Origin of the sequence: Devosia sp. 919, assembly GCF_013185965.1 — a bacterium.
In the GTDB taxonomy this organism is placed as follows: domain Bacteria; phylum Pseudomonadota; class Alphaproteobacteria; order Rhizobiales; family Devosiaceae; genus Devosia.
The window spans coordinates 737972-759612 of sequence record NZ_JABAOL010000001.1 but is presented as its reverse complement, the minus strand read 5'-3'; the positions used below and the strand labels follow the sequence as shown (position 1 = coordinate 759612).

At 60.1% G+C, this 21641-nt stretch carries 20 protein-coding genes; 9 read left to right on the top strand and 11 right to left on the bottom strand.

Translation table 11 applies throughout. The annotated features are described in order from the left end of the window. The first annotated feature begins 112 nt into the window (after positions 1–112). On the top strand, positions 113–1054 hold the full coding sequence (locus tag HRQ64_RS03625; protein WP_210258499.1) for an alpha/beta fold hydrolase: 942 nt from the start codon (positions 113–115) through the stop codon (positions 1052–1054). Positions 1055–1328: 274 nt separating this feature from the next. On the opposite strand, the gene HRQ64_RS03620 is transcribed toward HRQ64_RS03625, so the two are convergent. Further along, positions 1329–1637, bottom strand: coding sequence for a hypothetical protein (locus HRQ64_RS03620; RefSeq protein ID WP_172122129.1), 309 nt, complete (start codon positions 1635–1637; stop codon positions 1329–1331). A 473-nt stretch (positions 1638–2110) separates the two neighbouring features. Beyond that, complete coding sequence (locus HRQ64_RS03615; RefSeq protein ID WP_172122127.1) at positions 2111–3076, bottom strand: aldo/keto reductase; 966 nt, start codon at positions 3074–3076, stop codon at positions 2111–2113. 132 nt (positions 3077–3208) lie between these two features. On the opposite strand from HRQ64_RS03615, the gene HRQ64_RS03610 reads away from it, so the two are divergent. Beyond that, a complete protein-coding gene (locus HRQ64_RS03610) occupies positions 3209–4087 on the top strand; it encodes an AraC family transcriptional regulator (RefSeq protein ID WP_172122125.1) in 879 nt (292 codons plus the stop codon). A gap of 53 nt (positions 4088–4140) precedes the next feature. On the opposite strand, the gene HRQ64_RS03605 is transcribed toward HRQ64_RS03610, so the two are convergent. The 4 genes from HRQ64_RS03605 to HRQ64_RS03590 form a co-directional block, all read right to left on the bottom strand. Then, entirely contained in the window at positions 4141–5343 is a 1203-nt protein-coding gene (locus HRQ64_RS03605) for an MFS transporter (protein ID WP_172122123.1), read from the bottom strand. 4 nt (positions 5344–5347) lie between these two features. After that, on the bottom strand, positions 5348–6385 hold the full coding sequence (locus HRQ64_RS03600; RefSeq protein WP_172122121.1) for a zinc-binding dehydrogenase: 1038 nt from the start codon (positions 6383–6385) through the stop codon (positions 5348–5350). Between the two features lie 233 nt (positions 6386–6618). Beyond that, positions 6619–7092 carry a nuclear transport factor 2 family protein gene (locus HRQ64_RS03595; RefSeq protein WP_172122119.1) on the bottom strand — a complete coding sequence of 158 codons (474 nt, stop codon included), beginning with the start codon at positions 7090–7092 and terminating at the stop codon, positions 6619–6621. A 660-nt stretch (positions 7093–7752) separates the two neighbouring features. Further along, positions 7753–8340 carry a TetR/AcrR family transcriptional regulator gene (locus HRQ64_RS03590; RefSeq protein WP_172122117.1) on the bottom strand — a complete coding sequence of 196 codons (588 nt, stop codon included), beginning with the start codon at positions 8338–8340 and terminating at the stop codon, positions 7753–7755. A gap of 159 nt (positions 8341–8499) precedes the next feature. Here HRQ64_RS03590 and HRQ64_RS03585 point away from each other — a divergent pair, with 159 nt between their 5' ends. Then, entirely contained in the window at positions 8500–9051 is a 552-nt protein-coding gene (locus tag HRQ64_RS03585; protein ID WP_210258497.1) for a DUF1993 domain-containing protein, read from the top strand. Positions 9052–9563: 512 nt separating this feature from the next. Here the strand turns inward: HRQ64_RS03585 and HRQ64_RS03580 are convergent. From HRQ64_RS03580 to HRQ64_RS03570, 3 genes are read right to left on the bottom strand one after another with little or no spacing between them, the layout of a single operon-like run. Then, entirely contained in the window at positions 9564–10799 is a 1236-nt protein-coding gene (locus tag HRQ64_RS03580) for an alkene reductase (RefSeq protein WP_248308188.1), read from the bottom strand. Then, positions 10796–12079 carry an epoxide hydrolase gene (locus tag HRQ64_RS03575; RefSeq protein ID WP_172122115.1) on the bottom strand — a complete coding sequence of 428 codons (1284 nt, stop codon included), beginning with the start codon at positions 12077–12079 and terminating at the stop codon, positions 10796–10798. The genes HRQ64_RS03580 and HRQ64_RS03575 overlap by 4 nt, the downstream gene beginning before the upstream one ends. 49 nt (positions 12080–12128) lie before the next feature. Beyond that, on the bottom strand, positions 12129–12884 hold the full coding sequence (locus HRQ64_RS03570; RefSeq protein ID WP_172122113.1) for an SDR family oxidoreductase: 756 nt from the start codon (positions 12882–12884) through the stop codon (positions 12129–12131). Between the two features lie 92 nt (positions 12885–12976). Here HRQ64_RS03570 and HRQ64_RS03565 point away from each other — a divergent pair, with 92 nt between their 5' ends. Further along, the gene (locus HRQ64_RS03565) at positions 12977–13885 is read left to right on the top strand and encodes a LysR family transcriptional regulator (RefSeq protein WP_172122111.1); all 909 of its coding nucleotides are present in this window, start codon (positions 12977–12979) and stop codon (positions 13883–13885) included. Between the two features lie 626 nt (positions 13886–14511). Here HRQ64_RS03565 and HRQ64_RS03560 read toward each other — a convergent pair. Both HRQ64_RS03560 and HRQ64_RS03555 read right to left on the bottom strand, forming a co-directional pair. Continuing rightward, on the bottom strand, positions 14512–15018 hold the full coding sequence (locus HRQ64_RS03560) for an ester cyclase (RefSeq protein ID WP_172122109.1): 507 nt from the start codon (positions 15016–15018) through the stop codon (positions 14512–14514). Beyond that, on the bottom strand, positions 15015–15893 hold the full coding sequence (locus tag HRQ64_RS03555) for an SDR family oxidoreductase (RefSeq protein WP_172122107.1): 879 nt from the start codon (positions 15891–15893) through the stop codon (positions 15015–15017). The genes HRQ64_RS03560 and HRQ64_RS03555 overlap by 4 nt, the downstream gene beginning before the upstream one ends. Before the next feature lie 88 nt (positions 15894–15981). Between HRQ64_RS03555 and HRQ64_RS03550 the strand changes: the two genes are divergently transcribed. From HRQ64_RS03550 to HRQ64_RS03530, 5 genes are all read left to right on the top strand, one after another. Beyond that, positions 15982–16884, top strand: a complete 903-nt coding sequence (locus HRQ64_RS03550; protein WP_349236662.1) for a LysR family transcriptional regulator — start codon at positions 15982–15984, stop codon at positions 16882–16884. A gap of 822 nt (positions 16885–17706) precedes the next feature. Then, the gene (locus HRQ64_RS03545; RefSeq protein ID WP_172122103.1) at positions 17707–17856 is read left to right on the top strand and encodes a hypothetical protein; all 150 of its coding nucleotides are present in this window, start codon (positions 17707–17709) and stop codon (positions 17854–17856) included. A 278-nt stretch (positions 17857–18134) separates the two neighbouring features. Next, positions 18135–19112 carry a glycosyltransferase gene (locus HRQ64_RS03540; RefSeq protein WP_172122101.1) on the top strand — a complete coding sequence of 326 codons (978 nt, stop codon included), beginning with the start codon at positions 18135–18137 and terminating at the stop codon, positions 19110–19112. 124 nt (positions 19113–19236) lie between these two features. Next, the gene (locus HRQ64_RS03535) at positions 19237–20148 is read left to right on the top strand and encodes a glycosyltransferase family 2 protein (protein ID WP_172122099.1); all 912 of its coding nucleotides are present in this window, start codon (positions 19237–19239) and stop codon (positions 20146–20148) included. 570 nt (positions 20149–20718) lie between these two features. Continuing rightward, positions 20719–21597, top strand: a complete 879-nt coding sequence (locus HRQ64_RS03530; protein ID WP_172122097.1) for a polysaccharide pyruvyl transferase family protein — start codon at positions 20719–20721, stop codon at positions 21595–21597. Positions 21598–21641 lie beyond the last annotated feature (44 nt).

Genomic DNA, 21641 nt, shown 5'->3' with positions numbered 1-21641 from the left:
GGTCACAAGAAAATGCGTTCTTGGAGCAGCATAAGAAGTCACATATCCTTAGCAAGTCTATAAATTAGACCTGACGCTCACGGATTGCGGGTCGAGGTAAAAGGAAGTTTGCATGATTGGCATTTCGACCCCCCGTGAAGCCAACATGGATGCGCCAATGCCTGTAGCGTCGGTCCGGGCACTGCGGTTGCAGTCTCCCGGCCGAGGTGAGGACCTGCAGTTGCGTGTGTCTGCACCGGTTGTCGGTAGTGACTTGCCTGTGATCCTGTTTTCACATGGCTTTGGGTCGTCCATGGACGCCTATGGGCCTCTGGCGGACTATTGGGCGGCACATGGCTTTGTCGTAATTCAGCCGACCTACCTCGATTCACGACGGCTCGGACTGGCACTTGAAGATGAATCGCGGCACTCGATCTGGCGCATCCGTGTGCATGACGCGAAGCGCATCCTCGACCATCTCGACCAGATCGAGCGAGGGTTGCCCGGCCTTGCCGGAAGGGTCGACCGCACCAATGTTGCGGCTGCAGGCCATTCTTTTGGCGGCCAGACAACGAGCATGCTGCTTGGCGCCCGCATGTTGGCGGGCGGTCTCGACGAGGACATGTTTGATCCGCGGATCAAGGCGGGCGTCCTGTTGGCATCAGCGGGTAGGGGCGGAGATGATCTAAGCGAGATTGGACGAGCCATCACGCCTTACCTCCACACCAGCTTTGACCACATGATCACGCCTGCGCTCGTCGTCGCAGGTGATGCGGATCATTCCGCATTGACAACCCGGGGGCCCGATTGGTTCTACGAACCTTATCAGCTTGCCCCTGGGAGTAAGACGCTTCTCAACGTTTTCGGCGGCGAGCACATGCTGGGCGGCATTTCCGGCTACGCAGTTACAGAAACTACTGATGAATGCCCCGAACGTGTGGCGCTCATCCAGAAGGTCACCTTGGCCTATCTACGCCAGCAATTGCTCGGCGACGAGAAGGCGTGGTCCAGCATTTGCGCAGCTCTTAGTCACGACCCTGTCCCCAAGGGCCGTCTTACGACCAAGTTGAGTTGATGAGCAGGTAAGCGGAGCGGTACGTCCCAGAGGCTCTACAAAGGTGCGCTCCTCAGCGATGTGGCAGCTTGTCGCCTAGCGTGCGGCCACAAGCTGGGTGCCGTGAGCCAGATGATCCCCAGCCATCCATGGCTCGTCCTCAGGGGGCAGGCCCCGCCCATAGCACAATCTCAAGACGGCCGGGCGACATGTCGCACATTTGCATCAGCACACCCTGCATTTCACCGAGGCAGCATGCAGGAGTGATGTCCCCTGCATGCTGACATAGCCGGAACTAATGGGAGATACTCGCCGGAGCACTGTTCCGGGTCTCCATTACCGCCCCAGAGCTGAGAGGCTGAAGTGTGTCCTTGTCGAGGAGGAGGAAAGAGCCGTGTCCATCGGCGCCGCGCACGTCAACCCGAATGGCTTCGCCCCATTGCTCCACCGCGTCAGCATCAATGCCCCGGTGAGCCAGGCTCGTGATAACGCTGGACGCAGAACGCCCATGGACTTCCTGCTCCTCTTCCGTCAACGACTGCCCGGCCAAGGCACTTACGGGGAGCAGGGTCACTGCAGCTGCGAGGAGAGCTGTCGTCACCATGACTATGCTCCCGTTCTTGACCGTCTCGGCCGTCCGCCCGCTCGATTGCGCATAGGCCTCGGAAGCGCTTGAGGCGATGCACCCGATTTGCGAAATCTCTGGATCATTCGAACTAAGTCTAAGTTTTGGCATGACAATTCCTTCTATCTTGAAGGCATTATAGCTAGGACGTTGGTGTCGCCGTTGCGTGCCGAAAACTCTCGGATGCCTGCCTATTCCTCTTGATCTCGCCGATCGATCGTGGTGGCTGGACACTGCTGCGGTGTGGCGAAACAGCGACCAAGAAAGCCGTTGTTCAAAGCCGCAGGCACTGAGCACCCAACCCTGAGCCGCTGCAACGAGCAGGCGCCCCGAGGCGGCAGCCGCGTGTCTCGCTTGTAAGCATTCGGAAACAAGTGGCCAAGCCGACGCGGATTGCTCGGCGGGATCGATTGGCATCCCTTTGGTGATCAAGCCACCAAAGGGACGACGCATCATTTCCACTCAGGGATCATGCTCGGCATGGCGTAGCGGGCGCCAGCAGCGCCCTCGGGCAGGATTGCCGTGATCCGGGCCAGATCTTCTGCCGTCAGCTGGACCGCAGCCGAGCCGATGTTCTCCGCTAGGCGTTCCTTGCGGCGCGTGCCCGGGATGGGAACGATGTCGTGCCCTTGCGCCAGCAGCCAGGCGAGAGCCAGTTGCGACACGGTAACGCCCTTTGACGTGGCCAGCGCCGTGAGCTGCTCGACCGCAGCCTTGTTCTTCTCGAAATTGCCAGGCTGCCAACGCGGATCGCTGCGTCGCAGGTCGTTCTCGGCATAATCTGCAGCCGGCTTGACCTCGCCCGTGAGGAAACCGCGACCAAGGGGAGAATAGGGCACAAAGCCGATGCCCAGTTCGCGCAAGGTGGGGAACAACGCCTCAACCTCCCGTTCGAACACCGAATATTCGGTCTGCAGCACGGCCACCGGCTGCACGGCATGGGCGCGACGGATGGTTTCGGGCCCCGCTTCGCTCAGGCCGAAATACTTCACCTTGCCGGCAATGATCAGGTCTTTGACCACGCCGGCCACGTCCTCGATCGGCACATTGGGATCGACCCGGTGCTGGTACATTATGTCGATGTGGTCCACACCCAGATTGCGCAGGCTCCTGTCGGTAAGCTCGCGGATGAAGTCGGGACGGCTGTCGATCCCCCAATCCTCGGTGAAGCCGAACTTGGAGGCAATCACGATCTCGTCGCGAAATCCTTTGACGGCGCGGCCGACAATCTTTTCATTCTCGCCCCAACCGTACACGGCGGCCGTATCGAAAAAGGTGACGCCCCGGTCAAAAGCATAGCGGATTGTCTCGATGCCCTGGGCTTCATCGCTGTCCCCATAGGCAATGGAGACGCCCATGGCGCCATAGCCGATTGCCGAAACTTCCGGACCATTCAAACCGAGTTTACGCTTTTCCATGACAATTCTTCCATCTTGCAGGCCTCATAGCTACGGCCTTGGCCTCACCACTGCGTGCCGAAAACTCCTGAATGCTTGCCTATTCCTCCTGATGCGTTGCGGTAGGCCGCTTGCCGGGACTAGTATCGCGAGATGAGCACCACCACAGACTTGAAGCGCCTGATCCGGCCATACGCCCTGCAACCCAAGACGGCGACGTCGATCGCCCGGCTGGAAATCATGCGGCTGGACCATCCCACGGATTTGCAGCCGGTGATTTACGAGCCTGCTGTTTGTCTCGTGCTGCAGGGTGCAAAACGGGCCGTAATCGGCGAAAAGGTCTTGGCTTATGGCGAAGGCGATTACTTCATCGCCGCAGCCGAGGTAGCAGCGCTTGGCCGGATTTCGGCAGCGACGCCGGATGAGCCTTATCTGGCTCTCACCCTGCTGCTCGAGCCGCAGGTGATCGCCGGCGTGCTGCTGGACTTGCCGAGAGGGATCGAGCCCCCGGTTTCGTCCGGGTTCTACACCAGCACGGCAGACAGCAAGCTGCTCGATGCCTGGCTGCGGCTGGTGAGTGTGCTCGAGCGACCCGACGAGGCCGCAGTGCTGGCCCCCATGATCGAGCGGGAAATCCTGTTCCGGCTGCTGCAGGGCCCGAGTGGCGTTCTGCTGCGCCAGATTGCTGGGAGCGACAACCGGCTATCCAGCATCCGCAAGGCAATGGCCTGGCTACGCCAACACTACGCTGAGCCGGTCAGGGTCGAGCAACTTGCCGGTATTGCCGGGATGAGCCCATCCGTGTTCCACAAGCACTTTAAGGATGTGACGGCGCTGTCCCCCATCCAGTACCAAAAGCAGATCCGACTGCACGAGGCGCGCCGGCAACTGTCGCAGGCACCGGTGGACGCAGCCGGTGTGGCCTTTTCCATTGGCTATGAAAGCGCCTCCCAGTTCAGCCGAGAATACAAACGCTTGTTCGGTGCCTCACCCGTGCAAGATGCCAAACAATTGCAGAGCCTAATCGGTTAGGAAGTCGTTGGATCGCCATCAAATCCTCTAGTCAGCCCGTTGATACCCTCCAATTACCGGCCATCCGCGGGGTCAGAGGTCTTGTCGCCGCGCGAGCCGGCAAGGAAAGTCAGGGCGGCCGCGAGCGCGAGCAAACTCCCCGCAGTAAAGGCGCTGTTAATACCGTTGCCATCTACAAGAACGCCGCCAGTGAATGCGCCTAGCGCCAGAGCAACTTGGAACACAGTAACCATCATCGCCGAGCCAATCTCGAAACGCTCTGGCGCGGCCGCATAGAGCCAAAGTTGCACGCCTAATGGTACACCGCCAAATGCGAGACCCCACAGCGTTACACATGCGATGGCGGCCAAACTGTGCCCGCCAAAAAGCATAGCCAGGAACAGGGCGACAGACAGCAACAGCATGACGCCCGCAAACCCCACGCGCAAACTCTGATCCAGCGCCTTTTCAGCTGCGAAAGTGCCCAGCAGTCCGGCCACACCATATGCCGCAAGGACGCCGCTGAGCATTGACGGGCTCAGGGCTACAACCTGCTTCAAGAACGGCTCAAGGTAGGTGTAGGCTGCAAAATGTCCGGTAACGATCAAGGCCGTCGCCAGCAACCCGATCCGCGCCTGGCGCACCGCAAACAGGGCGAAGATGTCACCCACCCTCACCACCCGGGTTGCTGGAAGCTTGGGCAGGAGCAAGGCCTGGCCGATCAGGGCGGCAACCGATAATACCGCCGTCGCCAGGAACGCCGAGCGCCACCCCGCCCATTCACCAATCAGCGCGCCGGCGGGAACACCGGCCACTGTCGCGACCGAGATGGAGGCAATGATAATTGCCGTCGCACGTCCGCCGGCGGACTCCGTGACAAGCCGCCTCCCGATCGCCGCTGAAAAGGTCCAAAACCCTCCAATACATAGCCCCAACAACACGCGGCCCAGCAGCATGACAGCGAAAGACGGCGCTAAGACTGCCACCACGTTGCTCAGAACAATCAGCGCGGTCAGCACCACAACAAAGATCCGGCGATCGATTGATCCTGCGGCAACTGTTAACACGGGGGCGGCAATTGCCGCCGCGATGCCGGGAACGGTCACCATCAAACCGGCAGATCCCTCGGAAACCCCCATGTCCGACGCTATGGCGCTCAACAGGCCAATAGGCAGGAACTCCGTCGTTACCATAGCAAATGCGCCGATGGCGATGGAGGCAACAGCAAGCCAAGGGCGAATTGATGGGCGATCCCCGATTGTGCTCGAGCTTGTCATCGGATCAATGCCCCCGACCAGCGTTATGCTTGGAAGTCAGCAGGACCGTGCCGAGCTTGCCCGAGCGTTCAGCTTCGCTGACAGCTAAGCCCACCTGGGCGAGATCATACTCAGCTGCGACTCTGAACAAGCTAGGGGCGTTCCGCGCCAAGCCCATCGCGAGGGCCAGGTCGGAAGCGCGCACTTCGTCGGGCAAATTGCTCCATCGTCCAACGGATACGCCAGTGATCGTTATGCCCCCTGCGGAGAAGGCAAGCGCAGGCACACGGATCGGCTCCCCGGAAAGGTCGCCATAGGAAATGACCGTGCCGCCATCCATGCCCGAAATGACTGTACTCAAAACGTCTCCGCCGACAGGATCAAGTACCATGCGGATGGGCCGGCGATCAGCGATTGTGCGCAACTCTTCCTGCCATTCTGGATTTTCGGTGCTCGCCATTGGCATACCGGCGAAATCGCCTTCGACCGCTGCCATGCTGATGTGGGAGCGGACCAACCCGACAGGAAAGTAGCCCTTGTTCAGCAAAAGAGAGGCGGTAAGCTTTGCGACTTGAGATCTGGCGGCTGTCAGAACAACTGCGTCGCCTTGCTTAAGGCCAGTTTCCTCGGCAGCGCGCACGATCATGGCTGCAGTCAGCGGATTAACATGCAGTTGGGCGGCCGTCTCCGCAGCGATGTCGTCTGGGACCAGCGTAACAAAGCGGGCGGGAACCAAGACCTTCTCGCTCCAGGCGCCGCGCGCCGGGAAAAAGGCGACTCGCGCACCTGGCACAAGGCCGCTGGACGGGCTCACCTCCTGACCAATCGCCTCGATGGTTCCGGTCCCCTCAAAGCCAATCTGCGCGCCGGCCGGTCCAACCGGCGTTATGTTGCCGCGTGACCGGTAAAGCCCCCGAACGCCGATTAGATCTCCCGGACGAACGGGACGATGCGTAGCTCGAACCAGGACTTCTCCGTTTCCTGGCTCAGGTAATTCTGGCCTGTCCGTTAGTTGCAGCACGTCGGCCGGTTCGCCATAGCGGTAGTAGATGATGCTTTGCATGATATGCCTCAGCGCAATGATGGAATGCCAGTAAGAAGCTGCTCGGTAACAAAGGTGGGGGTTGGTCGGGCGCCGCGAAGTGCCTGCCTCGACGGCTTCGTTCCAGTAGATCAGCCTGGAATAGGTACGATTGCCCCCCAGAGCCTGAGCGGCCGGTACATTTCTCTAGGATAGACGCCGAGTGCCGCCGGAAGGTCCAGCATCTGCCTGTAAGGGCGCCGGCAATGCCGGGGTCAATTGTTGGCGGGAGCGGCGGGTTCTTTCGTTCTGCGGACGGTGTCGCCCCAATGGAACCTCGCCCGGTCACTGCTGGTGAAGTCCGGGTCTACATAGACATGGACGCGCTTGATAAGCAGGTCATCGAACACGAACACGTTGCAGAAGCGGCCTTCTGAGCGCTCCGGATTCGGCCAAACCTTCCCATCCTTCGTTGTGCCTCCCTCGTAACCTTCCACGACGACGTAATCGCCACTGGTGATGAAGTTCAGGCGATCGAAGTCATGTTTGATAGTCGCAATCTCGGTCATGAGACCCGCGGCACTTTCCGCGACAGCAGCCTTGCCGTAGCCCACGCCAAACTTGGGAAAATAGAGCTGAACGTCGTCGCTCATCAGGTCGAGAACTGCGGGATCGCCGGCGTCCACCCTCCGGAAGTACTCAGTTGTTATTTCGATGCGTTGGGCGGTCAGTGCATCAGGCTGGTTCATTGTGGTTCCCATGTTTTTGCGAGTTAGCTGCGGCTACTTCGACCCACCAGAAGAATACCGTTCGGTAGGGTATCGATCAGTACTGAAATTGCATTTAGGTGTCAATGCCGCTCGTCCGCCCTCTTCTCGCGGCAGCCCCGAAGCAAAGCTTTCAGTTTTGCGTACGACAGCCGATAAACCTCTGGCCCCTTGTCACGGCTGGCGTGACCGCATTCTGGTCCGATGCAGCACAGCTGCTTCGTCTGGCCGATCGTTGACCATCGCGACGGTCCGGTGTCCGGTCGATATGCCCCCCAGTTCAACAACATCGATGCGGTGCATGAGGCGGTCTTGCGAGGCATGAAGGCCGTTCCACGCCAGTCTCCGCCACATTGCTGATCGAAGGCTCCCTCTTATGAGAAACCATCTCGACTGCCCGGACGGTTAGATGCTTTGCCCGTCGAGCGAATCTCTCTCGCCGGTGGTCCGCTTCTTGGTCGGTTGCCAAGGCATCTTCAGGAGCAGAAGTCCAATCCCCTACGTCCGCAGGCAAAGAATGGACGAGGGGCTGGATCGGCTTTCACCCGCCACCCACGGCCTCCAGAGCTGCATCGTTCCGGAGCGTGCTCGAAGTGACTCGCTGAAAATCCCGGCTCCAGAGCTTCAAATTGGCAGGCTTGCTCAGGCTTTGGTCGGCCAAGTTGTCAACACGTGGTCGATAACCAGATCGAGAGCACTTCTTTCAACCCCAGCCTTCGCCTGCACGGCCATGCCTTGGGTGACGATCATCACGAAGCGTGCCAGCGCGGCACAGTCAGCCGATGCCGGCAAGTCGCCTTCCGCACTTGCTCGCCCGAGTCGCTTACACAGAGCTGCCTCGTTGGCCGAGCGCCGGCGGATCAGTTCTTGCCGTACGGGTTCGTTCTGGTCCGAGCAGGCAAGAGCGCCGTTAACCCCGAGGCAGCCTGGATGCACTTCATACCGGGTCTGCTGCTCGGCTGAACCACGCAGAATGCGTTCCACCACCTTAAAGGAACTCGGCTCTGACAGCGCCTCGGTGATGAAAGACAGATATTCAGCTTCGTAGCGGTCGAGCGCCTGAAGGAACAGTGCTTGCTTGTTTCCGAATGCCGCGTAGAGACCGGGGCGGGCCACCCCGGTTGCGGCAGTCAGGTCTTCAAAAGAGGTGCCTTCGTAGCCCTTTTGCCAGAAAACACCCAACGCGGCTTCGAGCGCGTCGTTTACGTCGTACTGCTTGTGCCGGCCCATGGTCCGTCCCCTTCTTGCTCAGCTACGGCCATCATCTGCAGTTGACGACCGCTGCCCACATACTATACCGACCGTTATTGTACTTCTTGGTATTGAAATTGGCTAGCACCTTGATGCGAGGCCAACCGCAGAAGGCACTAGCGCAAGGATGAGGAAACCATGAGCGATAGCCCGCTCGGCATGTATGAGGCCTCCGTTCCGCTGTTCCTTGGCGGCTTCCGAACCCTTTCCGGCCTGCTCACGAAGGCCAACGAGTACGTCGCGTCCGGCCGCATTGCAGAGCACGATCTCATCGAATCGCGGCTTGCGCCGGACATGGACCCGTTGCGTAGCCAAATCCAACGCGCGAGCGACACCGCCAAGGGATGCGCCATGCGGCTTGCCGGCCGGGACGTGCCGAGCATCCCGGACGATGAGACGACGTTGCAGGACCTTCAGGATCGCGTGGGAAAAACGCGGGCGCTGCTGCTTTCCCTGTCCCCGGGCGATTTCGCTGACAGCCATGCCCGCTCGATCAAGATCAACATGCGCCGCCGTTGGGTCACGTTTGATGGCCGGGACTACCTGCTGGAATTCGCGCTGCCAAACTTCTTTTTCCACGTCACAACCGCCTACGCGATCTTGCGTCACAACGGGCTAAAGATCGGCAAGCTCGATTACCTTGCGGATGTCCGCGAGCGCTGGCACAGCCAGCGAAACTCGGGCGCGTAACCTTCCCGCGCGCGCTTGGGCGCATTGGCAACCAGGTTCCACCGCAATCCCTTTGGGTGCGGGGAGCCGGTTTGAATGCGGACCGTCTCGGCCGCACGCCTACCCCCGCCCCGCGCGCCGGCCAATGCCCGCGTTGGATCGCGGCCCAAGATACAGGAAGGGGTGGTAAGCGGTCGGCTGGCTCTGGGCCAGAGGCCACCGGAAAGCAGCCGCAGGACGCTAACTTGCGGGACAATGAGACACCAGAGATCGAGCGCGCTGGGTGCTTGCAACGGCCTGTGATGCGCGGATACGCTCGACTTCAGCTTGTATTAGGTAACACCGCGCCTTGAAGCTGATCGCCAAAGGGTCGCTGAAGCGTCCCCGAGTAGACTGTGGCGACGCTTAGATGCACGCTTGATGCTAGGAGTCATGGGAGATTGTCAGTCCGATGGCGGTCAATGCTTATGACTTCCTCTGATTGCTCCACTACCGCACTGCGCTAGTGTAGCAATGGTGTTGGTAATGGCGGTTTAGCTGGCGAGCTCAAGAAGAGGATAGTCGGTGTAACCGCGGGCGCCCTCGCCGAAGAAAGTCGTCGGGTCGGGAGTATTGAAGGCCGCTCCAAGGCGTAGGCGCTCCACCAGGTCGGGATTGGCGAGGAAAGGCACTCCGAACGCAACAAGGTCCGCATGTCCGGCGGACAGGACTGCATCGCCCTTCGCCCGGTCAAAGCCGCCATTGACGACCAGCGTGCCCCGGAACACAGAACGGAATGTCTCAGCAACATTCCCAATCTCAACGGGCCCCGCGTCATAGGCGGCCTCGTTTGGCTCGGTGAGATGAAGATACCCAACCCCTAGGCGATCGAGTTCGCGCACGGCATAGCTAAAAGTCTCGCGCTTATTGCTGTCGTGCATGCCGTAGAGCACGGAAGAGGGAGACAGCCGAACGCCCACTCGTTCCGCCGACCAGGCCGCTATCATAGCCTCGGCCGTTTCCAGTAGGAGCCGGGCACGACCAGCGATGGACCCGCCCCAGCTATCGGTTCGGTGGTTAGATCCGTCCTGCAAAAACTGGTCCTGCAGGTAGCCATTGGCCCCATGCAGCTCGACACCGTCAAAGCCAGCCTCGCGAGCGTTGTGTGTGGCCTGCGCGAAATCCTCGATGATGGCGGGTAATTCAGCCGCGTGCAGTTCGCGTGGCTTGGGGAAATCTACCCTTCCGCGGGGCAGGAAGAAATTGCCAGACGCGGCGACCGGCGAAGGCCCGACAGGTAGTTCGCCTCCGCGGATTTCCGGGTGGGAGACACGGCCAGCATGCCAGATCTGGTTGTAGATCCGACCTCCCGCAGCGTGAACCGCATCGGTGACTTTACGCCAGCCGGCAATCTGGTCATCGCGATGGATGCCAGGGGCCCGAATGATCCCATGCGCTTGATCGGAGACCTGCGTGCATTCGGTGATGTTCAGTCCGGCACTGGCGCGCTGAACATAATAGTCGATCATCAACTCAGTGGGGACGCCGTTTTCCAATGCTCGGGTCCGAGTCATGGGGGCCATGACAATGCGGTTGGGCAGGTGCAGCCCGTTGAAGTCGTAGGGCGTGAATAGACTTGTCATTGTCTGTAGTCCTTGGTTCAGGTCAAGCATGGTGTTGCCGCCGTCCGCGACGATGGCGTGGCCGGTGAAGAAATCGCTTTGGGAGAGGTGAGGAAGAAGACGATGCTGACGAGGTCCTGGGGGACCTCGTCGGACTTCAATCCTCAACGAATGATCCTGAACGCCTTGCGAAGTTCATCCGTGAATAGGGCCGGCTGCTCGAAAGCCGCGAAGTGGCCACCATGTTCTACCTCGTTCCAATAAAACAGGTTCGGCCACATCTGCTCCGCCCAGGATCTTGGCGCGCGCCAGATTTCACGTGGGAACACGGTTGCGGCCATTGGCAGCTCGATTCTGCCGAAATTGAAATCCGGTCCCGTGGGCGCATTCTCCCAATACGTGCGTCCAGAGGAGGCCGCTGTATTCGTGAACCAGTATAACGAAATGTCATCCAGCATCTCGTCGAGGGTGAGCGCGTCTTCCGGGTTTCCTCGATTGTCGGTCCAGGCATGGAATTTTTCGTAGATCCACATCGCTTGGCCGACCGGACTGTCAGCCAGGGCATAAGCGACCGTCTGTGGCCTCGTGCCTTCAAGGTGGAAATAGCCCGAACCATCACCCTTGAAGGCTGCAATGGCGTCCAGAGCGGTTTTCTCGACAGGCGTAGGATTGGTCCGGGGCATGTTATCATGGACAAATTGCCAATTCACATGTGCGGCCACCAAGCCTTGCGGTCTCTGGTTGGCAAGAAAATGCGTTACTGCGGCACCCCAGTCACCACCCTGCGCCACCCAACGGTCATACCCTAACCGTTGCATCAGAGTTGCCCAAGCACCTGCGGTGCGCGGGATGTTCCAGCCTGTTTCGCTTGGTTTATCCGAGAAGCCATAGCCGGGCTGCGAGGGGATGACGAGATGGAAGGCGTCCTCTGCTCTGCCGCCATGAGCCGTAGGATTGGTCAGCGGATCAATGACTTTGAGGAATTCGATAAACGACCCTGGCCAACCATGCGTCATGACCATAGGCAGGGCGCTTGCGTGCTTTGAACGCACGTGCAGGAAATGAATCCCAAGGCCGTCGATATTTGTCCTAAACTGGGGAAGCGCGTTGATTTTCCGCTCGAACCTTCGCCAGTCATAACCGCTGGCCCAGTATTCGACGAGTTCGCGTGCTTTAATTAATGGTACACCTTGGGACCAATCTGCCACCGTCTCCTTGTCGGGGAACCGTGTCCGAGCGAGCCGTGCCCTAAGATCAGAGATGCTAGACTCCGGCACATCGACCTTAAATGGTGTTACGGCCTCCGTAGCGGGGGGTAGCGCCATCTCGGCACGCGCTTCCAATGCCAGCGCCGCTCCCAGTGCAATAGCTGCCGGCGCCGCTGCCGCGTGCCTGAGAAAATTCCTGCGTGATGATCGAATAGCGTCGTTCGGAATATCGTTTCTCATAGTCTTATCCAAGGTTGGCATTAAGGGCAGGTAGATTGTCACACCCATGCTAGATCTGGGCGCTGCCACCGTCGGCGAAGAGCTCAGCGCCGGTTACGTAGCTGGAATCGTCTGACGCCAGGAACAGGGCGGCAGCCGCGATTTCGTCGGCTTCGCCGACCCGACCCATCGGAATGGTCGTGGCGAGGTAATCGAGAAGGCCCTGCTGCTGCACGGCATCGGGACCGGCAAGGTCGACGAGCCCGGGGGTGCGGGTAGCGCCTGGGCTGATCGTGTTGATGCGAATGCCGCGATCCTTGAGATCCAGGATCCAACTGCGGGAGAGGTTGCGAACGGCGGCCTTGGATGCGCTGTACACACTGAAAGCGGCAGTCCCCTTGCTACCGGTGCTCGAACCGGTCAGGATCACCGAAGCACGCTCGCTCAATAGCGGAAGGGCCTTCTGAACCGTGAACAGAACGCCCTTCACGTTCCGTTCGAACGTCGCGTCAAATTCGGCCTCCGTGATAGCGCCGAGCGGCTGCATTCCGCCGCCCCCAGCATTGGCGAACAGCACGTCGAGCCGGCCCTTCTCGTCCGAGATCACCCGGAAGAGGCGATCGAGATCGTCGAGTTTTGTGGAATCCGCGTTGATGCCACGGGCATTCGTACCGATCGCCGCCACGGTATCGTCCAGCGCCTGCTGCTGGCGTCCGGTGACGAACACGTAGGCGCCTTCCGCCGCGAAGCGCTTCGCTGTCGCTAGCCCAATGCCCCTTGTGCCGCCCGTAACCAGGGCGACCTTCCCTTCAAGTCTTCCAGTCATTTCAGTTCTCCTTGGTTGGATGGCAATGAGATATGGACGTGCGCGTGCATTCGAAATAGAAACGAATGCAAAGCATCGTTTCAGGAATGGTGATGTCCAAGCTGCCCGATCTCGAAGGCTTGGCGATCTTCGCTAAGGTCGCAGAGGAGCGTTCCTTCGCCCGCGCAGCGCGACTCATGGGACTATCGGTGGCCACGGTTTCCCGTTCCGTCGGCCGCCTGGAAGACCGGCTGGGAACCCGATTGTTCAACCGAACCTCGCGCCAGCTAGCCCTGACCGATATGGGAGCGAGCCTCGCGGCCCGGGCTAGCGCGATCTACGCCGACGCGGAGGCAGCCGAGAACCTTGTACTCGAACAGTCGAGCCAGCCTCGCGGTCTGGTCCGGCTGGCGATCCCCATGTCGTTCGGTTTGCGCTGGGTGACACCGCTGCTGCCTGCATTCTTTCGTCAGTATCCCGACGTCTCGATCGATCTCCATTTGAGCGACGCGGTGGTGGATATCGTGGGCGAAGGGTTCGACGCGGCATTGCGGATCGCCGTCCTGCCCGATTCCTCATTGGTCGCGCGGCATCTGGCCGATATCGGCGGGGCGGTAGTTGCCGCCCCCGCCTATCTCGAAACGCGTCGGCTGCCAGAGCGACCGGCCGACCTGGAGCCGGCGGACTGCCTCGGCTATGCGTATCGCCCTCGACAGGACGTGTGGCGTTTCCGCAGCCAGGCAGGCGAGGAGGAGTCGGTCACGCCGGCCGGCAAGCTGCGGGTCACAAACGTCGATGCGCTCCTCCCCATGGTGCTTGACGGTCAAGGCATCGCGGAACTGCCCGCCTTCATCGCCGATCCATACCTGGCGGAAGGGCGCCTCGTGGCCCTGGTACCCGGGTGGACATTGCCCCGGGGGGCGCTGTATTTCGTCACCCCTTCGGCCCGCGCTCGACCGGCTAAGGTCAGCGCTTTGCTGGAGTTTCTCGCCGCTCAGCTGTCACGACCGGTTTGGTCGTAGCTGCAGCAGGCTAATGCGCTCGCGCGCAGCCAGAACGAGACAAGGAAGCGCAGTTCTGGCGGGGCCTTCATCAAGAAGGCGACGGAGCCCGCCCGATATTCCCGCGTGGTGGCTTGGTACCAGCCGCTGCGCGCCAATCTCAATAGGGCCGGCATTGGCGGGTCTGCTGCTGGACGAAAGCGGAGGCCCGCTGATCGCTTGCCTCGCCTTTCTCCAGGCCAAGGTAGCGGAGAAGAACTGGCAATGGCAGCTTTCCGGATAGCCGCACGCCACTACGAACGGCAGAAACGGGGTCGGTTTCGGACTGGCCGATGCGGGGTGGTTTCCAGACTGGCGGCTTTTAACACAGCTGATGGAAAAGCAGACGAACGTCGCTAGTGATTGCACCAATTTCCAGTCAGACGTCTGACGCTTACGGGTTGGCGGACTTGCTGCGCCGCGGTGTTGCCAGCAGGGCGCCGAGGGCCGAACGACACAGGCGGTTTTCAACAGCATCGACCGGGCACCCGGGTCTCTCGAAGCCCTCGTACACCGGACAGAAGCGGCGTGGATGATGCCCAGCTGATCAAGGGGCCGGGCCTGGCAATCGAACGGGCGCGCTTCGAAGAGGCCGCGCCCGTCCAAGGTCAACCCAGCATCTTGAGTTGGGTCATCAGCTCCAGCTGATCCGAACTGAGCCAGTACTCCGCCACCTTGCCGTTTTCGATGCGCAGGAAGTCGGCCCCGGCAAATCGCAGCGCTGTGCCGGGCTCGGCCTGGGCACCGGGAAAACCGCCTTGGTAGACACCGCTCGCCAACCACCGCCCGGCAATCATGCCATCGCCGAAGAGTGGCGGAACCTGGACATCGGAGACGAAAGGTTTGATCGCCGCATGAAGCTGGCCGATCCAGGCGGCCATCCCGGCCGCGCCGGCATAAATGGATAGGTCGCCGCCACCGATGGGGTACATGTTGAGCTTGTAGTCTTCGGCCATGATCTGCTCGGCCATTGCAAGATCGCCATTCCACATGGCAATCCACTTGTCCCAGATCGCCATCAGTTCGCTTTCACCGGACTGTGCCAGGCTCATTGATGTCATTCCCAGCAGCGGCACTGCCGCAAGGCTGGCAGTCATCATCGTACGTCGTTTCATTGTTCAGCTCCTGGCTTGATGGTGAACGCAGTCTTGTAGTCGGCGAGGAAAGCCGCGAATGAACGGGCCTCACGCCCCGTCACCGCTGACACTGCCGGGCCAACCCCGTCGGCCTCGTGGCGGGCGTAGTGGGCGTAATCCTCGATCAGGCCATCGGCTTGCCATTGGGGAAAGCCCGCCGTGAGCGCGGCATCGCGCATGACATCGGGCGAGATCTCGACAAAGGTGACGGGTTGGCCGATGGCCATGCCGATCTGCCTTGCCATATCCTCATGGGTCAGCGCCTGCGGACCGGTGAGATCATAGACTTGGCCCTCGTGACCGGAGGTGGTCAGCACGGCGAGGGCGACAGCGGCAATGTCACGGCTATCGATCAGGCTGACCCTGGCGTTGCCGATGGGCGCAAACAGCTTGCCCGTGGCCGCGATGGCGCCGCCGAAACCCACAAATCCCTGCATGAACAGATTGGGCCGCAGGAAGGTAAAGGTCATGCCGCTGTCGCGGATCGCCTGCTCCACCGCCGCGTGATAGCGCAGGAAGCGCACCGGGGAACTGGCTGCGGCATGCAGTTGCGACAGCTTGGTGATATGCCTGACCCCCGCCCGCTGGGCCGCAGCGACAAAGGCCAGTTGCTGCTGCTCGGCCCGCTCGGTGGAATTGGTGAGCAGGAAGGCCCGCTCAACGCCCTGCAAAGCCGCCCCAAGCGAGGCCGGGTCGTCGAAGTCACCAGTGACCGGCGTGATGCCCGCAAGGCCTTTGAGCTTGTCGGCGGCGGCGGCGGAGCGTGTCATGGCCGTGGCCGCTCGGCCCTGAGCGGAAAGCTGTTTTGCCAGTTCAAGGCCGACCTGCCCGGTGGCACCTGTAAGAAGGATCATCGTGAGCTCCTGTTGTGTCCCACCAATATGAATGCGGACAGCCATCAAGCAAATTGACAAGAGCATTCAGGCAGTTACTATAAAATGTATGATGGCAAGTGCCCCGAATGCGAGCATCGACTGGGAGCGGCAGCGGGCCTTCATGGCAGTGATGCGCGAGGGCAGTCTGTCGGCTGCGGCCCGGGTCCTCAATGTCGCCCAACCCACCGTTCGGCGTCGCATCGAGGATCTGGAGCGCGAGCACGGCATCGTGCTGTTCACCCGGTCGCCCACTGGACTGCTGCCGACCGCCATTGCCCATGAGCTGACCGCGCATGTCGAGGCCATGTCGAGCGCCGCCCGGTCCTTTGCGCGTGCCGCCTCTGCCGAGGCCGGATCGCTCGCCGGTGCGGTGCGGATCACCGCCAGCGAGGTCGTGGGGGTCGAAGTTCTGCCGCCAATGCTGGCGGCGCTGCGGGCGCGCCATCCGGGACTGGTGATCGAACTGGGGCTCAACAATCGCACCGAGAATCTGCTCGATCGCGAGGCCGATATAGCCATTCGCATGGTGCGTCCGGTGCAGGACGCGCTGGTGGTCAAGCGCATCGGCGCTATACGGCTCGGTCTTTACGCCTGCCGGAGCTATCTGGCCGCCCATGGCACGCCCACCTCGTTTGAAGAGGTCAGATCCGCCGGACTGATCGGCTTTGAAAGCGAGACGGCTGGCATCCGCACCTTGCGTCAGCGCGGCCTTTCATTCGGGCCCGAGGATTTCATCTTCCGCACCGACAGCGACCTTGCCCAACTAGCGGCGATCCGTGCGGGCGTTGGGATCGGCGTCTGTCACGTCGGGCTGGGCGAACGCGACCCCGAGCTGGTCCGGGTGTTGCCGGACGCGTTCAGGATGGAGTTTGAGACATGGGTGGTCACGCATGAGGACCTGCAGCAGGTGCGGCGGGTGCGTCTCGTCTTCGACGCCCTGGTCGAGGGCCTGACAGCCTACGCCCTGTGAGCCGGCTCGCGACAGCTCGCTGATTGTACACGGCAGGCGCCAAGCCGTTCGGGTGACCCGATGCGTCGACCGAATGCTGGCCATGCGAAAACCGCCTTCCGCATCGCGTCATCAAGGTCATTTGCATAATGAGCTGCTTCCTGCCTGCCACTGTGACGGTTGCCGCGGCATGAAGGAACGGCGGCTTCCGGGAAATGGAGGCGCTGACGCTCACCGCCGATAAGGGGTCGGAGGGAGCCGTGCTGGTATTATCCATAGTCCAGGGCATCCGAGCATAGAAAATACCGAGTGATAACCGTCGCACGCCTCACAGATAGACCGTCCCTTACGGTGGTGTAGTAGCGTGCGATGGCCTCAACTTTGTCGCTGGAAGCACGAAGGTCCCCGTCCTCGAAGCCCCTGGCCAGCCGTTCCCTGATCACTTCCAACTGAGCGCGTAGTGCACACCAGCCAGGAACCCCCGCACCTGATGGTCCTCGACCCACCCGTCGGCGCTGACAGTGGACGAAGTTGTTCATCTGACCGGCATCACTCGGGGGTGTCGTTCCACCCCGGGTAACAGCTCAACCGAGTGCTCGAGGACGGTCACGTCGGCATCGCTGGTGATCAGCAGGACCGGGGTTTTGAGCGCCGCGCCGCGACGCCCTCCTGCCAGTCGAACTCCTCGTGCTCGAGGGCGATCATCCTGTCGATGAACGCCTCAAACCCATCGGGATTTGGGGCGAGTGGCTGCACCGGCATCCGCGAGGTGATTGCCGGCGTCAATATCACTGCCCGCTGCCGTTTCCATGAGGAGGCCCTGTCAACACCGCCGAGTGGCTCGTGTTCCTCCGGGGCAACTGGGATTTCGCCGTCTGCATCACCGACGCGGGCCTCTGGTGGCTTGCCGACCCCGCCTTGCTGGTCATCAGCACGGTGGGTGCGCTTCTGTTCAAGTTCGGGCCCAAGGCTCCTGGCGTTCGGCGCCGCTAATCTCGGAGAATATCTGAGGCTACTTGGACTGGGACTTGGCCTGGTAGTGCGCCCCGCTACCCTTGTTGTGGCACTTTCCCAAATCACCCTCAACGCGCTAACTCTTGACGATGTTGCCACGGAGGGAAGGCGGCTCTGCCGAGGCGCAACTCCGACGCGGTAAGGTGCATGAGAGGTGCTACTGACTTCCCCTGGCACTGACCCGTTCTATTATCCCGTCCGGAAGTCTGGGAGGCACTACGATATGCTGGTGCAGCAATGAACGATGGCAAGGGTGTATGACAACAGAAACAGCGTTTGTCATGATTTCAGATGTTGGCTTTCTTGTGCCGTCGTTGGTTCTGGCGCGCCAGATATCCTCAAGGTTATCGCCAGGGCTCGCTGACATCCTGCTGTTCACAATCAATCTGGATGCGGAAACTCAGAAGCGCCTCACGGAGGACTTCGCCGGTGAGTTGCGGGTGTTAAGTTTGCCAGACCAACTGGTAGACCTGCCGGCGAGCGTCACTTTCAAGGAAAGCCACGTCCCAAGGGCAGCGATGGCAAGGCTGCTGATGTACCAATTCGTGCCGGAGCAGTACCAAAACGTCATCTATATAGATGGAGATATGCAGGTCGCGGGAGACCTAACTTCTCTCGCAAACTACCGAGTTCCAGATGGGGAGGTCTTAGCGGTAGCTGAGAACTTCATCGTTCTTGGGGAGCGTCTGTCTGATCTTCCAAAATGGTGTTCTACATTCCTAAGCAATCTAAAACTGGAGCGCACAGACGACTACTTCAATTCTGGCCTTCTTGCCTTTAGGAGAGAAACTTGGAAGGAAATAGGCCCGCGGGCGTGGAAGTTTTTCCTTGAGCATTCGGAAGTATGCGAACACCATGACCAGTCAGCATTAAATGCCGTATTGGGTGGCAGGTGGAGGCGAGCGTCCCCGTCGTTCAACTTCAACTCTCACTTTGCGCTGGCGCTGCCCTACAGCAAGTTTCGACCTAACCTCATTCATTTCACCTCCGCGCCTAAGCCGTGGGCCGGGGCATCGTTGGCGTGGCCCATCAAGCTTTCGGAGCCGTATGTCGCCCTTGTGAAGCAGTACGCCTATCTAAGGGCAACCATCTACATGGACCCGTTGCTTAAGCGGTCGGCACCCCGAAGAGCCATTCGGGATATCAAAAGGCGGTTTCTAGCGCGCAGCGAAATCGCGGAACGTAGAAGGCGATTTTTTGAGTACCTCGCACGTTCGCGTTTCGACGTTTCATAGTACCGCACCATCCCAATGCCTTCTAACCGGGGGCCTTTTTCTTCTCCAATTGTAAGGGTCTGTACTAACTATCCGCGATATCGCCCTGAGATACGGTGGCTCTAAACACTTGGGCGGTGGCCATTTGCTTGATGTTAGCGTGATTGTTTGCACTCTGAACCGGGCCGAAATCTTGGAACGGTGTCTTGCCTCCATTATTCAAGCCGCCCAGAGCGCATGGGCGATTACTCAGGTGGCTATTGAGCTCATTGTTGTAGACAATAACTCCACCGATAGCACCCAAGCTACGGCCAAGGTGTTCGCCGCGGGAGCGTCGATCCCTGTCCATGTTCTTACGGAGCGCCGACCAGGAGTTTGTCGGGCCAAGAATACTGGGGTGCGGCAGGCAAACGGCAAGGTGCTTGTGTTCACTGATGACGACTGCGTCATGGATCCGAACTATTTCCTCGACCTGAAGCGTCACTATGATGCCGACACCGGGCCGATTGTCCGCGGCGGCCGGGTCGAGCTAGGCGACAAGTCTGACCTCCCGATCACCATCAAAACGGATGATAACAAAGCCCGCCTCAGCGACTGGAACCATCCAGGGGGCTTTATCCACGGTTGCAACCTAACGATGAGCCGGGAAGTATTCGACGCCATTAGCGGCTTCGATGAGGAGTTCGGCCCTGGTGCCGTGTTCATCGCAGCGGAAGATACCGAACTACTATTCCGAGCCAGGGAGCACGGCTTCCCCATCGAATACGTTCCCGACATGCCGGTTCACCACTTCCATGGCCGACGGGATTACAGCCAGGTCGCGAAGCTATGGCGGCAGTATCAGATCGGCAACGGAGCCCTGATAGCGAAATACCGAGGGCGGCGCGCGCTCGGAAAGCACCTTTATTGGGACGCTCGCAAGGCCGCGATGGAGATCGCCGGCGGGAAGCCCTTTGACGTGGATCTGAAGCTATCGCACGCCACCTTCGTGGCCGGACAACTGCAAGGGATGCTCCTCTACTTCCGGCATAAGGCACTCCATCGAGACCGGGCCTAATTCCAGCCAAACATCCACTGACCAAACGAAGACCCCTTAGTCGGGGCCTTTTTCTTGCCCCATCCCTCAAAACTATAGGTGACCTATGAGCTTCGTAGGAAGCGCTTCCCGCCCGGGACTGCATACGGTCTCAAGCGCAACGGCCAACTTCTAGCCGCCACTTACGAAACCCGAAGGGTTCTTTGCAGGCGAGCACAAGGCCAGGCATGAAAGCTAACAGCTTCATTGTTACTTGGATCGATGACTAGGAGGCGTTCGTCCCGATCTAAACCCAAGTCCCTCACGCCGCTCGTCCATCGTCCGGGCGTTCGCCACAGCGTTCGAAGCTCCACAACCTCGCTGCGGCGACACAGTCCAGGTGGCTTGATAGGGCCAAGTTCGATGGGATCTAATGCTTCGCGATGTTGTCTGAGCTTCTACGGATGTGAGTGGCCGCCGTTACCCTTATAGGAAAGTGACGGGCAGCAAGAAAGTTTTGCAATGGGGCATCCATGTCTTTCCTCAATTCAGCGGCAGTCACAGCTTTTGCATACGGCACTGTCGGCCGAGGTAAAGGCGGGACAGGATTGGGTGCTAGTAGACTTCCCGGATCATGCCAACGTCGGGGACTCGGCCATATGGGTAGGCCAGTACAAGAAGCTTAGGAAAATTACCGGGCGCCACGCGGCCTTTGTCGCGAGCTGCGGGAGTCCTGTTCTGACCGTCGACGAGTGGCGCTCACTTCCTGGCCAGATATTCCTGCACGGCGGCGGAAACTTCGGGGATTTGTACCCCCAGCATCAGAATTACCGACTCGGCATCTTGAACGCGGTAAAGGGGCGCCGGATTGTGCAACTGGCCCAGTCGCTCCACTTTTCGGACGCGTCAGCGGTGAAAGATACAGCCCGTGCTATCCGGGAGCACGGCAACTTCTGTTTTTTCGCGCGAGACCAGGTCACTTATGATTTCGCGTGGCGCAATTTCGATTGCGAAGTGAAGCTGGTTCCCGATGGCGCATTTGGGTTGGGACCGCTCGCGCGCACGCGACCCGCTACCGTGAAGACGCTTCAATTCCGCCGAGAGGATGTTGAGGCATTAGGTGGGCCTATACCGGGCTCCGTGGATTGGCCCCTCGAAAATCCAGCAGAGTCAGCACGGGTGCGCTGGCCTGGCAAAATGCACAATCTGCTTCGTGGCAATATCAGCAGGGCTTCTCGACTTCGTGCTGGCTGCAATGCTGTCGCCGAGTGGCGGCTGAAGAGAGGCCTGGATCTTCTTTCTTCCGCGGAGGAGATTGTTTGCGATCGTCTGCACGTACACATTCTATCCACGCTGCTTGGTATTCCACATCGCTTCAGCGATAACACCACGGGTAAGATCTCGGCCTATTATAAAACGTGGACACATGAATGCTCCTTGGGAAAGCCGCTGGCTGGTGCACAGATGTTTGACCTGTTGCAGACTAATTGAAGTCTCACGTTTGCACCCAAGGCTTAGACCCCGCTAGCTATGGC